General features: G+C 68.0%; 10 protein-coding genes. 7 read left to right on the top strand and 3 right to left on the bottom strand.

The features are described 5' to 3' along the window. The first annotated feature begins 48 nt into the window (after positions 1-48). Entirely contained in the window at positions 49-1,518 is a 1,470-nt protein-coding gene (locus D9601_RS14130; protein WP_198354682.1) for an aminotransferase class I/II-fold pyridoxal phosphate-dependent enzyme, read from the top strand. Between the two features lie 22 nt (positions 1,519-1,540). Here the strand turns inward: D9601_RS14130 and D9601_RS14125 are convergent, their stop codons facing one another. After that, positions 1,541-2,686, bottom strand: a complete 1,146-nt coding sequence (locus tag D9601_RS14125) for an MFS transporter (RefSeq protein WP_332838006.1) — start codon at positions 2,684-2,686, stop codon at positions 1,541-1,543. A 120-nt stretch (positions 2,687-2,806) separates the two neighbouring features. Next, positions 2,807-5,074, bottom strand: a complete 2,268-nt coding sequence (locus D9601_RS14120; protein WP_198354680.1) for a beta-glucosidase — start codon at positions 5,072-5,074, stop codon at positions 2,807-2,809. A gap of 193 nt (positions 5,075-5,267) precedes the next feature. Here D9601_RS14120 and D9601_RS14115 point away from each other — a divergent pair, with 193 nt between their 5' ends. The 6 genes from D9601_RS14115 to D9601_RS14090 all read left to right on the top strand — a co-directional run bounded on the left by D9601_RS14115 (position 5,268) and on the right by D9601_RS14090 (position 13,374). Then, entirely contained in the window at positions 5,268-8,312 is a 3,045-nt protein-coding gene (locus D9601_RS14115) for a TonB-dependent receptor (protein WP_198354679.1), read from the top strand. A gap of 105 nt (positions 8,313-8,417) precedes the next feature. Beyond that, the gene (locus D9601_RS14110) at positions 8,418-9,140 is read left to right on the top strand and encodes a SapC family protein (RefSeq protein ID WP_198354678.1); all 723 of its coding nucleotides are present in this window, start codon (positions 8,418-8,420) and stop codon (positions 9,138-9,140) included. Continuing rightward, positions 9,133-10,164, top strand: a complete 1,032-nt coding sequence (locus tag D9601_RS14105; protein ID WP_198354677.1) for a cupin-like domain-containing protein — start codon at positions 9,133-9,135, stop codon at positions 10,162-10,164. Before D9601_RS14110 ends, D9601_RS14105 begins: the two co-directional genes overlap by 8 nt. Continuing rightward, positions 10,161-11,654 carry a tryptophan halogenase family protein gene (locus D9601_RS14100; protein WP_198354676.1) on the top strand — a complete coding sequence of 498 codons (1,494 nt, stop codon included), beginning with the start codon at positions 10,161-10,163 and terminating at the stop codon, positions 11,652-11,654. Before D9601_RS14105 ends, D9601_RS14100 begins: the two co-directional genes overlap by 4 nt. Beyond that, positions 11,654-12,706 carry a LacI family DNA-binding transcriptional regulator gene (locus D9601_RS14095; RefSeq protein WP_198354675.1) on the top strand — a complete coding sequence of 351 codons (1,053 nt, stop codon included), beginning with the start codon at positions 11,654-11,656 and terminating at the stop codon, positions 12,704-12,706. Before D9601_RS14100 ends, D9601_RS14095 begins: the two co-directional genes overlap by 1 nt. After that, complete coding sequence (locus D9601_RS14090; protein ID WP_198354674.1) at positions 12,703-13,374, top strand: DUF6445 family protein; 672 nt, start codon at positions 12,703-12,705, stop codon at positions 13,372-13,374. The genes D9601_RS14095 and D9601_RS14090 overlap by 4 nt, the downstream gene beginning before the upstream one ends. On the opposite strand, the gene D9601_RS14085 is transcribed toward D9601_RS14090, so the two are convergent. Continuing rightward, entirely contained in the window at positions 13,349-15,139 is a 1,791-nt protein-coding gene (locus D9601_RS14085) for an adenylyl cyclase (RefSeq protein ID WP_232474220.1), read from the bottom strand. The genes D9601_RS14090 and D9601_RS14085 overlap by 26 nt on opposite strands. Between the last annotated feature and the right edge of the window lie 174 nt (positions 15,140-15,313).

Genomic DNA, 15,313 nt, shown 5'->3' with positions numbered 1-15,313 from the left:
ATCCCCGCCCGCCGTCCGGCGACCGGTTATCGACAAGGATCGCTCGCGATGGACCAGCATCAGGCCCCCCTGCTCGACGCCCTCAAAGCGCTTGAGCGCCGCCCGATCCACGGCTTCGGCGCACCCGGCCATCATCAGGGCCAGGCGGTACCGAAGGAGGCGAAGGCGCTGCTCGGCGCGCGCCTGTTCGCGGCCGACGTCATCACGCCCAAGGGCCTCGATGACCGAACCGAGGGCGCCCACGTCCTGCAACGCGCGCACGAGATTGCGGCGGAGGCCTGGCAGGCGGACTTCTGCCGCTTCGTCACTGGCGGCTCGACCCAGAGCCTGCACACTGCACTCGCCGCGGTCGCCGGCCCCGGCGACACGGTGCTGTTCGCCGCCAACGTCCACAAGGCCGAGCGCGCCCATGCGCTGGCCGCGGGCCTGGATGCGGCGATCGTCCCCGTGCTGGTCGATCCGCATTGGGACGTGGAGCATGGCGTCACGCCGACCGCGCTCGCCGACGCGCTCGATGCGCATCCACAGGCCAAGGTCTTCGTCGTCGTCTCGCCGACCTATTATGGCGTCACCAGCGACATCGCCGCGCTCGCCGACCTGTGCCACGCGCGCGGCATCCCGCTGATCTGCGACGCCGCCTGGGGCGGCGCCTTCGCCTTCTGCGAAGCGCTGCCGCACGATCCGCTGACCAAGGGCGCCGACATCGCCGTGTACAGCATCCACAAGACGATGGGTGCGCTGACCCAGGGATCGGCGATCCTCGCCAAGACCGGCTACGTTGATCTGCAGCGGCTGTGGATGGCCTATGAGCTGTTCCAGACCACCAGCCCGTCGGTACCGATCCTCGCCAGCCTCGACGCGGTGCGCCGTGACCATGCTCTACACGGCGAGACGCTGTGGCAGGGCGTGATCGACCGGGCGCTTACGCTGCGCCGGCAGCTGGCGGCGATCGACGGCCTGCGCGTCTTCGGCGAGGGCGATCTGCCTGCCGACAGCCAGCTCGACCCGACCAAGGTGCTGATCGACGTGTCCGGCTGGGCCGTCAGCGGCTATGCACTCGACGATTGGCTGGTTCAGCACCATCGGGTCAGCGTCGGCCTGTCGGACGCGCGTCACCTGCTCGCGGTGCTCGCCCCCGGCACGACGGCGCGCGACGTTCGCGCCCTGGTCAAGGCGCTGCGCGACGCGGCGCAACAGATCGCCGCCGGCACCAGTGGCCTGCCGCCCCTGCCGTCGTCCCTGCCGCGCATCGACACGCTGTCGGTGACGATGCGTCACGATCCCGCCGCGGCGCTGTTCGGCCCCGCCGAAAGCGTGCCGATCGAGGCCGCCGCGGGACGCATCGCCGCGGAGATGATCGCGCCTGCCCCGCCCGGTGTGCCGCGGCTCGTCCCGGGACAGCTGATCGAACCGGCGCATGTCGCCTGGCTGATCGCCAACCGTGATGCCGGCGCCTTCTTCCTCGACCCGATCGATCCGAACCAGCGTCGGCTCCGCGTTGTCGCCCTGCCGGGCTGATCTGGGGGAAAGAGCGAAGGGCCTAGCGCCCTTCGACCAGCATCATCGTCAGCCCGCCGCCGGCGACCAGCACCGCCAGCGCCACCATCACGCCGCCGAAATCCTGCGGCGTCGCGAACAGCCAGGCGAGCGGCGGACCGAGCAGCGAGGGCACGGTATTGGCCAGGTTGAGCAGGCCGAGGTCACGTCCGCGCCGGCGCGGATCGGGCAGCAGCTGCATGGCGATACCGGCATTGAGCGCGACGAACACCGCCGAACCCAGCATGTAGACGACGAAGGCGATCGCCCCGGCGGTCCAGTCGCGCGCCAGCGCCATGGCGAGCAAGCCGGCGGCGGCAGTGGCGGCCGCGGCGAGGATCGCGGGTTTGCGCCGCCGCGTCACGTCCGACACCCGTCCCAGGATCAGGGCCACCGGCAGCGGGATGATCAGGGCGATCGTCAGCAGATGGCCGATCCGCGTCGGCAGCCCGGCGCGGCCGGAGGCCGGCACGATGCTTTCGAAATAATAGAGCAGATAAGCCTGGGTGACGACCGCCGCGATCTGCACCAGCAGCCGCGCCACCCCGGCGACGACCAGTTCGCGGCGCGGCGGCGGCCCGTCGCCGGGCGGTGCGTCGAGGTCGACAGCAACGCGAGCCGGTGAGAGCAGCAACGGCGCGATGCACAGCCCCACCGCCACCGGCAGGATGGCGAATCGCATGTCCTCCGACAGGAACACCTGACCGAGCAGAAGGGCGGAGAAGGCGGAAGCGAGCGGCCCGCCGAAGGCGAACAGGCCGCCGACGATGCCCTTCTGCGAATCCGGCACCTCTTCGGCGATCGCCGCCATCATCGGTGCCAGCAGGACGTTGACCGCGATCTGGAAGGCGGCGATCGCCGCGACCAGCGCCACCGGCGAGGTGGCGAAGGCGATCCCGACATAGCTCGCGGCGGTGACGATCACCCCGGCGACCATCCATCGGCGCCGGCCGTGGCCGCGCGCGAACGACCGGTCGCTCAGCCAGCCGAAGGTGACGTTCGCCAGGCTGGCGGCGATGGCGCCGGCGACGACGGTGGCGGTGAACACGCCGATCCGCGCGTCCCCGGTCAGCCGCTCGACCTTGATCGGCAGCAGCAAAGTCAGCAGCGGCAAATAGGCGATCACCCCGCCGGCGTCGGCCAGTGCCACCGCGCCAAGAAAACGCGGTGACCGAGGTGGATAGCGAACGTTGCTCATCACCCACCCCTGCCCCGCTTTGCCATTCCCGGCAACGCCCGCGCGCGCAGGGCTCGCCGGGATGGCGGCGGATCAGGGCTTGAAGGTCTGCGCGGTCAGCGTCGCGCTCGCCATCATCGTCCGGTCGGCGGCATCCTGCGCCAGCGCGACACGATAGCTGCCGGCCGCGATCCGCCAGCCGGGCAGCTTTGTGTCGTAATCGGCGACGATCCGCGGTTCCGCGGTCAGCGTGATCCGCCGCGTCTCGCCACGCTTCAGCGCGACACGGGTGAAGGCGCCGAGCCGCATCGGAGCGCCGCCGCCGTCACGGCCGACATACATTTGCGGCACGTCGATGCCGTCGCGATCGCCGGTGTTGGTGACGTCGAAGGTCACGCTGAGCGTCCGGCCGCCGCGCACCACCGGGTTCCGATAGGCGAAATGCGTGTAGGACAGGCCGTGGCCGAAGGGGAACAGCGGCTTCAGCCCCTTCTTCTCATACCAGCGATAGCCGACGTCGGCGCCCTCGACGTAATCGACGGGGAAGCTCTGCAGCACATAGGTCGATGCCGCCGCCGGATTGGCGGCGGCCGCCGCCTCCAGCCCGCTCAGCCGGTCGAGCCCGACCGGATGCGGACGCGGCGGCTGCGAGGCGTCGGCGGGGAAGGTGATCGGCAGGCGGCCCGACGGATTGACCCGCCCGGTCAGGATCGCGGCGATCGCCTCGCCGCCGCGCTGGCCGGGATACCAGGCTTGAACCACCGCCGGCACCTTGGCCAGCCACGGCATCAGCACCGGCCCGCCCGTCTCCATCACCGCCACCGTATGCGGCTGCGCCGCGGCGATCGCCGCGATCAGCGCGTCCTGCTGGTTGGGCAGGTTGAGGTTCGGCACATCGTCCGCCTCAGTCGTCCATTGCGTTGCGAAGACGATGGCGAGATCAGCATTCTTCGCCGCCTCGACCGTGGCGTTGAGGCTGCGCCCGTCGACCCAGTCGACCCGCACGCCGGGCAGCGCCTTGCGCAGCGCGAGCAGCGGCGACGAGGCGTGATAGGTGATGCGCGCGAAGGACGCCGATCCGCCGGTGGCGAGCGGGATCTCGACCGGCGCGCCGCCGACCGAGCGGACCTGGCTCGACCCGCCGCCGGACAGCACGCCGACATCGGCATTGCCGCCGATCACCACGATCCGCTTCGCCGTCCGCGCGATCGGCAGCAGGTCGCCGTCGTTCTTGAGCAGGACGATGCCCGCCTCCGCGGCACGCTGCGCGACCTCGGCATGCGCGGCATAGTCGGGGGTCACCGCCTTGGCCGGCACCGCGTCGTTGAACGCGCCAGTCTCGATCAGCCCGGTCAGGTAGCGCGCCGCCATGTCGTCGATCCGCGCCATCGGCACCTGACCCTTTTCCACCGCGGCCTTCAGCGGCTCGGCGAAGTACAGCGCCTTGTCGAGTTCCTGCCCCGATTGCTGGTCGAGGCCGGCATTGGCGGCCTTGGCGGTGGAATGGACCGCGCCCCAGTCGCTCATCACCCAGCCGCGATAGCCCCAGTCGCGCTTCAGCACGTCGGTGAGCAGATGCTTGTTCTCGCACGCCCAGTCGCCGTTGACCTTGTTGTAGGCGCACATCACCGAGCCGGGCCGGCCGGTCTCGATCGCAATCTCGAAGGCGAGCAGGTCGCTCATCCGCAGGTCGGCCTCGCCGATCCGCGCGTCGACGACCATGCGCCCCGTCTCCTGGCTGTTGAGCGCGAAATGCTTGACGGTGGAGACGATGCGGTTCGACTGGACGCCCGCGATATGCGCGCCGGCCAAGGTGCCGGCGAGCAGCGGATCCTCGCCGAGATATTCGAAATTGCGGCCGTTCCACGGATCGCGGGTCAGATTAACGCCGCCGGCAAGCAGCACGTTGAAACGCTTGTCGCGCGCCTCTGCGCCGATCATCGTGCCGCCGGCGCGCGCGATCGCGGGATCGAAGCTGGCCGCGGTCGCCAGGCTCGACGGCAAGGCGGTGGCGACATCGCCCTTGCGCTGCTCGACCTGATTGGCAACGCCAAGCGACGCATCGCTCTCGCGCACCAGCGGGATGCCGAGACGGGCGAGGCCGTCGATGTGGCCGGCGGACGGGATCAGCTCGTTGCTGGTCTTGCCCGCCGCCATCGGCGGGAACAGGCCGTGCAGCAGCGCGATCTTCTCATCCAGCGTCATCCGCGCGACCAGGGCGTCGGCGCGCGCGCGCGCGTCGCTGCCCAAGGCCGCCGGTGCGGCGCGATTCGCCTGTGGCGGCCGGGCGGTGGCGGTGCCGCCGATCGCGATCGCCAGCGCTGCCAGCGATGCCCAGCGGGCGATGTGAGTCGTCGTCATAGGTCCTCCCCTTGGCCCTGTGTGTGTCCTTCGGGCCACGATCCTTCGCAAATAGACAAGCATATCGGGTGAACGTTCACAACCGATGCTTTTCAATGCTTAGGCTCGCTTGACAGGCTTCGCGACTTGGCACAAGTGAACGTTCTCAAGAAGCGCGGTCCAACCGCGTCGTTCGTCATTGGGGAGGATATCCATGCGTAGCGTTCGTGCTCGCCTGCTTTCGCGTTTTGCCATCGGCGTTTCCGCCGCCGCCTTCATCCTGCCGGCCGCCGCTGCGGCGCAGGACGCCGCCGCCACGATGGGCCAGCCAGGCCCCGCGCAGACCGATCCGGTGCCGTCCGCATCGGGCGACGTCGGCCGGGGCGACGGCGACATCGTCGTCACCGGTATCCGCGCGTCCTTGCGCGAATCGATCGACCTGAAGCGCAATGCGCAGGGCATCGTCGACGCGATCAGCGCGGAGGACATGGGCAAGTTCCCGGATACCAACCTCGCCGAATCGCTGCAGCGCATCACCGGCGTGTCGATCGACCGCACCGCCAGTGGCGAAGGCCAGTTCGTCACCGTCCGCGGCTTCGGTCCGGAATACAATCTGGTCACGCTCAACGGCCGCCAGATGCCGACCTCGACGATCGGTGACGGCAACGGCGCGCCCTCCTCGCGCTCGTTCGACTTCGCCAACCTCGCCTCCGAAGGCGTCGCCGCGCTGGAGGTGTACAAGTCCGGCCGCGCCACCGTGCCGTCGGGCGGCATCGGCTCGGTGATCAACATCCGCACGCCGCGCCCCTTTGACAAAATGGGCTTGCGCGGCTCGCTCTCCGCGCGCGGGGTGATCGACACGTCGCAGAACGGGCACAAGGACATCACGCCGGAAGTGTCGGGCATCTTCTCCGACACCTTCGCCGACGACCGCATCGGCATCCTCGTCACCGGCGCGTATCAGCGCCGCAACTTCAGCGCCAATTCGGCCAACATCGGCTGGCGCGACGGCTATCTCGGCAACGAGAACAACTGGGGTTCGCTCGCCCAGCCGGGCGATCCGCGCTACGCCAACATCACCAACCGGCCCAAGGCGACCGACGTCTACCAGGTGCCGCAGAACGGCGGCTATGACGTCGTCAATGGTCGCCGCGAGCGCATCAACGGCCAAGCCGTGCTCCAATTCCGCCCGATCGACAGCCTCACCGCGACGATTGACTACACCTATTCCCGGAACACCACGAACATCCGCGACAACAGCGTCGGCATTTGGTACAACCATAACGATACGCTAAGCGCCTGGACGAACGGCCCGGTCGCCGGCCCGATCTTCTACACCGAGCGCTTCACCGCTGCCGAAGCGAAGGACCTTGCCTATTCCGTCTCGCAGACGGCCGCCCGCAGCGAGAACAAGTCGCTGGGCGGCAACCTGACCTGGAATGCACCGGGCGGCGTGACGATGACGCTGGACGCGCATCATTCCACCGCGACGTCGAAGCCCGACAGCCCCTATGGCAACAGCAACTCGTTCGGCGCGGCAGTGTTCGGCATCCAGAGCCAGTCGATCAATTTCGACAAGGATCTGCCGGTCCTGTCGTATACCATGTATCCCGGCGTCGACGCGCTCAACCCGGCGAACATCGTGCCCACGGGCAACGCGTTCCGGAATTCCTACTTCCGTGACGAGATCAACCAGGTCCAAATCCGCGGCCACTATGACCATGATCACGGCTTCATGGACAGCCTCGACTGGGGTTTCGAATATACCGACAACAAGGTGCGCTCCGCGTACAGCGTGCTCCAGAACGACACTTGGGGCGGCGCGGGCGGCAGCACGCCGGAACAGCGCGCGGCGGCGGCCGCGCTGCTGCCCGACAACATCTTCCACCTGACCAGCATCCCCGACGCTTTTTCCGGCATCAGCGGATCGAACGACCCGAACATCATCAAGTCGTTCTTCACCTACGATCTGCCGACGGCGCTGGCGTTGACCGACAAGGCGTACGGCACGTGCGGCGGCAACCTGCAATGCTTGCTGCCCTACACCACCGACTCGCGCATCCATGAAAAGACGATCGCGCCCTATTTCCAGTTCAACGGCAAGTTCGACCTGCTCGCCGGCCCCGGTCACTTCATTGCCGGCATCCGCTACGAGAATACCGACGTGTCGGCGAGTGCGCTGGTGCCGACACCGGTCGGCGGTCAGCAGAATTCGCAGAACGAGTTCAACGTGCTGTACCAGGGCAGCGGCTTCACAACGTTCAAGGGTAGCTATCACAATTGGCTGCCATCGGTGGACGTCGACATCACGCCCATCGACAACGTCAAGCTGCGCGCGTCGTACAGCCACACCATCACCCGCGCCGATTACGGCAGCCTGCAGGGCGGCCGCCGCCTCGACACGCTGTTCCGCGTCGGCGGGGGCACCGGATCGGTCGGCAACCCCAATCTGATTCCGTACAAGTCCAAGAACATCGACCTGTCCGCCGAATGGTATTACGGCAGGGAGAACTATATTTCGGTCGGCTACTTCCACAAGGACGTGTCGAACTACATCGGCTCGACCCAGATTAACACCACGATCCCCGGCATCGCGTCGCCGACCACCACGTTCAATGGCGTCACCACCAATGGCCCCCGCTACCAGGCGGCGATCAACGCACCTGGCTATGACGGCACCTTCGCCTTCATCCAGAATTACTACATCAAAAACTTCCCGGCCTATGTCGGCAAGAACAACGTTCTGCTCGCCGGGCCGGGCGACCCGCTGGTCAACTTCGTCATCACGACACCGTTCAACAGCGACCAGACCGCCTCCGTCGACGGCTTTGAATTCGCGATCCAGCACAATTTCTGGGACACGGGCTTCGGCACGATCCTCAACTACACGGTCGTCAACGGCAACCGCGACTATGACAACCGCCTGCCGTCGAGCGTGGCGCAGTTCGCAATCGTCGGGCTCTCTGACAGCGCGAACGCCGTCTTGTTCTTCGACAAATACGGCATCAACGCCCGCGCCGCCTACAATTGGCGCAAGGGCTTCCTGCAGGGATCGGGTACCAATCCGGTCTATATCAACACCTACGGGCAGCTCGACGGCAGCGCGAGCTACGCCATCACGCCGCAGATCACGATCTTCGCCGAAGGCATCAACATCCTTGGCAAGGACCGGAGCGGGCATCTGCGCTCGGATCGCAACGTCACGTTCGTGGCGAAGCAGGACGCGCGCTATTCGGCCGGCGTGCGCTTCACTTTCTAAGCCCCCCCACGGCCTGCCAGCCTTCTTGCAAGAGAAGGCTGGCTTTTTGTGTGCGACGACGGCACGCCTGCGCACCATCCGATCCTGACGAGAGTTAAGCGTTCGATGACCAGCCAGCACGCGATCCTGACCGCCGAGGCGCATCGCGACCTGCGCATTCTTACCGAGCGTGACGCCGGGCTCGGCGATGCGCAGATGTGCTGCATCACCGTGCCGAGCGAATTCCGCGCGGTGCAGAGCGAATATCCGATCCTCTTCCGCCTCAATGACACCCGCGACCGCTTCACTGCGCTCGCCATGTTCGGCTTCGAGAATGGCGAGAACCTTTACCTGGACGGCGGGCGCTGGGACGCACGCTACCGGCCGCTGGCGATGGACATCCAGCCATTCCTGATCGGTGGTGGTCCCGATGACGACGATGCCAAGCAGGTCCATGTCGACCTCGCTTCGCCCCGCATCGCCGCCGGTGACGCCGGCATCCGCGTGTTCGACGAAATGGGCCAGCCGACGCCCTATCTGGAGCGTATCGCCGAACAGCTCGGCGCGCTCGACGAGGGATATCGCGGATCGGCCGATTTCTTCGCGGCGCTGCAACGCCACGATCTGCTCGAACCCTTCACGCTGGAAGTCACGCTGAACGACGGTTCGACCAACCGCTTGGTCGGCTTCCACATCATCGACGAGGACCGCCTCGCGGAACTCGACGGCGCGGCACTGGCCGAGCTCAATGCCAACGAGCATTTGCTGCCGATCTATATGGCGATCGCATCGCTCGCTCATCTCGGCGATCTCGTCGCGCGTCGGAACCGGCGGCTGGCGCGTGGCTGAGGCCGATCCGGGTCCGCTCGCGGGCTTGGCCCGGGTGCCGGAAGAGCAGGTCGCCGACGCCGCCACGCTCGACGCCCGGTTGCGCGGCGCGGAAACGCCGTTCGTGATCCGCGGCCTCGCCGCGGACTGGCCGCTGGTCAAGGCTGGCCTGCAGTCCGCCGACGCCGCGCGCGACTATCTGCTGCGTCACCACCGCGACCGGCCGTTCACGGTGTCGGTCAGCCAGCCGGGCAGCGGCGGCCGGCTGTTCTACGACGATGCGATGGCGATGAACTTCCGCACCTTCGACGCGAAATTGCCGGAGATCTTTGCGCGGATGGCGGCCTTCGCCGGGCAGCCGCAGGCACCGACCGTCTATCTCGCCTCGATCGACGTGCACCAGTTCTTCGACGGCCTGCACGCCGCCAACCATATCGACCTTGCTGATCGCGAACCGCTGGCCAGCATCTGGATCGGCACGCGCACGCGCATCGCCGCGCACAACGACGTGCCCAACAACCTCGCCGTGGTCGCCGCCGGCCGGCGCCGTTTCACGCTGTTCCCGCGCGAACAGTTCCGCAACCTCTACCTCGGCCCGGTCGACAACACGCCGGCGGGCCGGGCGATCAGCATGGTCGACTTCCACTCACCGGACCTCGAACGCCACCCGCGCTTTGCCGAGGCGATGGCGCATGGCCAGACGGTCGAGATGGCGCCCGGCGACGCGCTCTACATCCCGGCGCTGTGGTGGCACCACGTCGAAGGGCTGGAGGACTTCAACGTGCTGGTCAATTACTGGTGGCGCGAGACGCCGCGCTGGCTCGGTCAGCCGCAGGAGGCGCTCAATCACGCGCTGATGGCGATCCGCGACCTCCCTCCAGACCAGAAGGCGCATTGGCGGGACATGTTCGATTATTACGTCTTCCAAAACGACGATCAGGTCACCGCCCATGTGCCCGAAGGCGGCCGCGGCGTGCTCGACCCGATGACGCCGGAATTGGCGAGCCGGCTGCGCAGCTATCTGTTGCGGGCGCTCAGCCGATGACCGCCGTGACACCGCGTCGCATCATTGTCGCCGGCGGCGGCACCGCCGGCTGGATGACCGCCGCGGCGCTGATCCGGACGCTCGGCCGCACTGCCACCGTCACCTTGGTCGAATCCGACGCGATCGGCACGGTCGGCGTCGGCGAATCGACGATCCCGCCGCTGATCACCTTCAACCGGCTGCTGGGGATCAACGAGACCGAATTCATGGCGGCGACCCAGGCGACATTCAAACTGGGCATCCAGTTCGACGGCTGGAAAGGTCCGAACGACAGCTACTTCCATGCCTTCGGCCTGACCGGCAAGGATCATTGGGCCGCCGGCTTCCAGCATTTCTGGCTGGAGGGACGCGCGCGTGGTCACGACCAATCCTATGACGATTACTGCCTGGAGCTGATCGCGGCGCGCGAGAACAAATTCGCCCATCTGCCCGACGACCGGATGAGCTACGCCTATCAGCTCGACTCCACCCTCTACGGCCGCTTCCTGCGCCGCATGGCAGAGGGGGACGGGGCGCGCCGCATCGAAGGCAAGATCGCTTGCGTCGATCTCGATGGCGAGAGTGGCGACATCGCCGCGCTGGTGCTGGAGGACGGGCAACGGGTCGAGGGCGACCTGTTCCTCGACTGCACCGGCTTCCGTGCGCTGCTGATCGAGCAGGCGCTGCACGTTGGTTATGACGATTGGACGCACTGGCTGCCGTGCGACAGCGCGATCGCGGTGCAGACCGAGAGCGTGCGGCCGCCGGTTCCCTATACCCGCGCCATGGCGCACGATGCCGGCTGGCAATGGCGGATTCCGCTGCAGCATCGCTTCGGTAACGGCATCGTCTATTGCAGCCGCTACCTGTCGCGCGAGGCGGCACTCGACCGGCTGCTCGGCAATGTCGAGGGCAAGGTGCTGACCGAGCCCAACATGCTGCGCTTCGTCACCGGGGCGCGGCGCAAGCAATGGCATCGCAATTGCGTCGCCATCGGCCTGGCAGGCGGCTTCATGGAGCCGTTGGAATCGACCAGCATCCACCTGATCCAGCGCGCGATCCTGCGCCTGATCCGGCTGCTGCCGGCGGCCGGACCGATCTCGCCGCACGACGTCGCCGAATTCAACGATCAGCAACTGACCGACATGAATCAGATCCGCGACTTCCTGATCCTTCACTACAAGGTCACCGAGCGGCGGGATTCGCCGTTCTGGCGGCAGTGTGCGGCGATGGAGATTCCAGACAGCCTGGCGCAGAAGATCGGCCTGTTCCGCGAGACCGGCCGCGTCTTCCGCCGCAACGACGAATTGTTCGCGGAAAACAGCTGGATCCAGGTGATGCTCGGCCAGGGTATCACCCCGGCCGCGCGACACCCAATCGCCGCCAAGCTGCCCGACGAGGAACTGGCCCGTTTCCTGTCCGGCCTGCGCCAGGGTGTCACATCGACGGTACGCGGCCTGCCCGCGCACGGCGACTATGTCGCGCGCTATTGCGGCGCGGCGCCCGCCTGATGGCGCGGCGTCGACAAGCGGTGACCATCCGCCACGTCGCGGCGGACGCCGGCGTGTCGTTGCAGACGGTCAGCCGCGTCATCAACAAGGAGCCGAACGTCCGGCCCGAGATGATGGCGCGGGTGCAGGACTCGATCGCACGCCTCGGCTATGTCCCGTCGATCGCGGCGCAGCGGATGGCGGGCTCGCGGTCCTATCTGATCGTCGCGCTCAACGACCGCGAGCGGACCATCGCCGGCTGGCGCGACCGCCAGGGCACCGACTGGGTCGACCAGATGCTGCTCGGCGGCATGCTGACCTGTGCCGAACACGGCTATCGCATGATCGTCGAATTGGTCGACACACACAGCGACCATATCGAGCGCGAACTGCTCGCCGCGATCGCCGCGATCCAGCCCGACGGCGTCATCCTGACCCCGCCGCATTCCGAGAACCCGCTGATCACGCGCCTGCTCGAGGAACATCGCATCGCCTTCGCGCGGATCGGATCGCGCAACGCCGGCCCCGGCTTCGCCGTCGCGATGGATGAAGCGGGCGCAGCGCGCATCGCCACCGAGCATCTGATCGCGCTCGGCCATCGCCGCATTGGCTTCATCGCCGGTCCCGACGAATATGAGCTGAGCGGCTGGCGCACCGATGGCTGGCGGACGACGATGGTGGACGCCGGGTTACCGACCGACGGCCTGCTCGCCGCCGGCGACTTCGGTTTCGCATCGGGTCGGGCAGCGGCGGCGGCCTTGCTCGGCAGCGCGGTGCCGCCGACCGCGATCATCGCCTGCAGCGACCAGATGACGCTGGCGACGCTGGAGCTGGCACGCGAGCGCGGGCTCGACGTGCCAGGCGACCTGTCGATCCTCTGCTTCGACGACACGCCGATCGTCCGCTTCGTCCACCCGCCGTTGACCGCGATCGTCCAGCCGATCGCCGAGGTCACCGCGCGCGCAGTGGAGCAGGTGATCGGCGATCAGTCGGGCGATGTCGCCGAACCGATCATCGTGCCGGCGACGCTCGCGGTTCGCGCTTCGACGGGCGCCCCCCGATCACCGGCGTGACCCGCCCGACCATCCTCGCGCAGCGGCTGGGGCAGGAAGGCGAGCCGCTGGTCGTGATCGACGACTTCGCCGCCGATCCCGACGGCCTGCGGCAGGCCGCCGCGGCCGCCACGTTCGAAGCCGCTGGCCACTTCTACCCCGGCGTGCGCGCGCCGTTGCCCGAGAGCTACTTCCGCGATCATTTCCCGGTGATCGCGCAGGCGCTCGGCCGCCGCTTCGGACCGCACCGCCAGATCGGCGTGATCGATGCCAGCTTCTCGATCGTCACCGCCCGGCCTGATGCCCTCGACGTCCGCCAGCGCGTGCCGCACGTCGACGCCTATGGCCGCGACCGCATTGCGATGGTCCATTATCTCTCCCCCGCGCATCGCGACGGCACCGCCTTCTTCCGCCATCGCGCCACCGGCTTCGAGACGATCGACGACGCTCGCGCCCCTGCGTTCTTCGATCGGTTGCAGGGGGAAGTCGCCGCCGCCCCGCCGGAAGGCTACATCCTCGGCGACACGCCGTTGTTCGAGCGGATCGGCATGGCGGAGGCACGCTACAACCGCGCCATCCTCTACCGCAGCCAGCTCCTGCACAGCGGCGCGATCGCGCCAGATGCGATCCTGTCATCCGATCCCGCCATCGGGCGCCTGACCGTCACCGCCTTCCTGTCGATCGGCTGACCGCGCCCGCCGGGCCTATGCCCCCCCCGCCGTAGCGGACCAGCGTCTGGCGGATGCTGCCCGGCCTTGCGGCTGCCCCTGCCCCGTTGACCGGATGCGCGATCGTCCCCTTGCCGCCGCCCAGGGAAATGGTCGTCACATTGGACACGCGCACGCCAGGCGTGTCGGGTACCTCGACCGCGCTGGCGAGGACGATCGACGGGTCGGCGGTTAAGTTGGCGTAGACGCCCATTCCCACCGCCTCGTGCCGGCGGACGTGATCGGCGACCTTGTACGCCGCCCACCCGCGCGAGGAATCCGCGCGCCAGGCGCGCTGGCTCGGCGGATCGTAGGGCAGTTCGTTCTGGTAAAAAAAGGTCCGCCCGTCCTCGCCGTTCCACAGCGTCTGCCAGCCCTGGAAATGCTCGACGAACAGCCCGTAGCAGGTGACGTGATCGCCATTGACGACAAGGCCGTGCGTCGCCCGGCTCTCGTCCCAGCCGACATGGACGCGCCCGTTGTCGCGATCGCCATGATCGGCACGCCAAATCCACAGATGGTCGCCGATGACATGGTGGCTGTTGATCTCCAGGCAGGTGCCGGCATTGCCGACCGCGGCGCCGCCGACGCGAAAGAAGAGGTCGGCGAGCAAGGTCGGACGGTCGCGGTGATCGCCGTCTGCGCCGGGCGGCCCGATCTGCACCAGCACGGGCGAATTCTGTGCCCCAGCATCAATCAATAGGCCGGCGATCGTCACCCCCGGCACGTCGGCGACGGTCAGCGCCGCGGTGCCGCCCTCGACCAGCAGCGTCGCCAGCCCGAGGCCGAGCACCACCGTATCGGCCCGGGTCACCCGCAGCGGCTCGCGCAGGCGGTAGACGCCCGGCGTCAGCAGCAGATGGCGCCCCGCGGCGAGCGCGCGGTTGATCGCCGCCACCGGCGTCGCCGGATCGGCGATCAGCACGTCGCGCAGCGGCACGTTCCGGCCGGCGGGTGCCCGGTCCCACGACACTCCCACCGCATCATGGCGCAGCGCCGGGACGAAGAGGCTCCACGCGCCGTCCGGACCGACGCACAGGAACGGCTTCTCCCGGATCACCGGCACGGTCGGCAGCGTCGTATAGGGCGGCTTGGGGAAGCTCGTCGCCGGCGCGCCGGCCACGCCCATGAACATCATGTTCCAGTTCGACCCCTGCCAGCCGCCGATGCGGCTGTTGCGGGTGAACCATTGCTGCTGGGTGCCGGACCGGATCGTGCCGTCGACGCGGCAGTCCGCCATGAAGCCGCCGCTCGACCAGCCGCCGTCGTCCAACGCCAGATCGCCGGCGAGATGGATGCGGCGATAGGGCGCGGCCTGCGACACCGCCCAGCGATCGGCACCGTCGGGCGGTCGCACCGTCAGATTTTCCGCGCCGCGCCAGAAATTGACCAGCGCCATGCCGTTCGCCCAATCCGCCTCAGCGTGGACGTGACCGGTCACGGTCACGTCGCCAGGCGTGATGCCCAGCCCGGCGACCTGGGTGAAGAAACCGACCTTGATGTCGAGGCGATGGCTTCCCGGCTTCAGCAGGATCGCGCGGCGCCGGTCGGTGAAATGCGCGCGCTCCTGCTCGCCGAACCAGCGGGCGATCGTCGCCTGCGCGTCCGGCGCGCCGGGATCGACGATCAGGACGTTCGGCCCAAGGTCCGGATCGTTGGTGGTCATCGCCAGCGCGGGCTTGCCGATCGCGCCGATCCCGATCGCCGCCATGCCGGCGACCATGTCGCGGCGCGTCACTGGCTGCATTCTACCCTCTCCTGCTTTTGACCAGCGCATCGCGCGGCGTGACAGGTTAGGCAACTGATTCCGTATGAATAACTGAGCGCGCGAGGCAGGCGTTGCGGCCAAGGCGCTGGGGCACGAGACACTTTAGGAGCTCGCAGGCTCTCGGCCCGGCACCGCATGGTGCCGTATGCACTG

Source organism: Sphingomonas sp. MA1305 (assembly GCF_016107325.1).
Taxonomy (GTDB): Bacteria; Pseudomonadota; Alphaproteobacteria; order Sphingomonadales; family Sphingomonadaceae; genus Sphingomonas.
This window is presented reverse-complemented; position numbering and strand designations above follow the sequence as displayed.

Coding starts and splice junctions, on each gene's coding strand:
- D9601_RS14130 (WP_198354682.1), top strand. CDS start 49: ATGGACCAGCATCAGGCCCCCCTGCTCGACGCCCTCAAAGCGCTTGAG.
- D9601_RS14120 (WP_198354680.1), bottom strand. CDS start 5,074: ATGACGACGACTCACATCGCCCGCTGGGCATCGCTGGCAGCGCTGGCG.
- D9601_RS14115 (WP_198354679.1), top strand. CDS start 5,268: ATGCGTAGCGTTCGTGCTCGCCTGCTTTCGCGTTTTGCCATCGGCGTT.
- D9601_RS14110 (WP_198354678.1), top strand. CDS start 8,418: ATGACCAGCCAGCACGCGATCCTGACCGCCGAGGCGCATCGCGACCTG.
- D9601_RS14100 (WP_198354676.1), top strand. CDS start 10,161: ATGACCGCCGTGACACCGCGTCGCATCATTGTCGCCGGCGGCGGCACC.
- D9601_RS14095 (WP_198354675.1), top strand. CDS start 11,654: ATGGCGCGGCGTCGACAAGCGGTGACCATCCGCCACGTCGCGGCGGAC.
- D9601_RS14085 (WP_232474220.1), bottom strand. CDS start 15,139: ATGCAGCCAGTGACGCGCCGCGACATGGTCGCCGGCATGGCGGCGATC.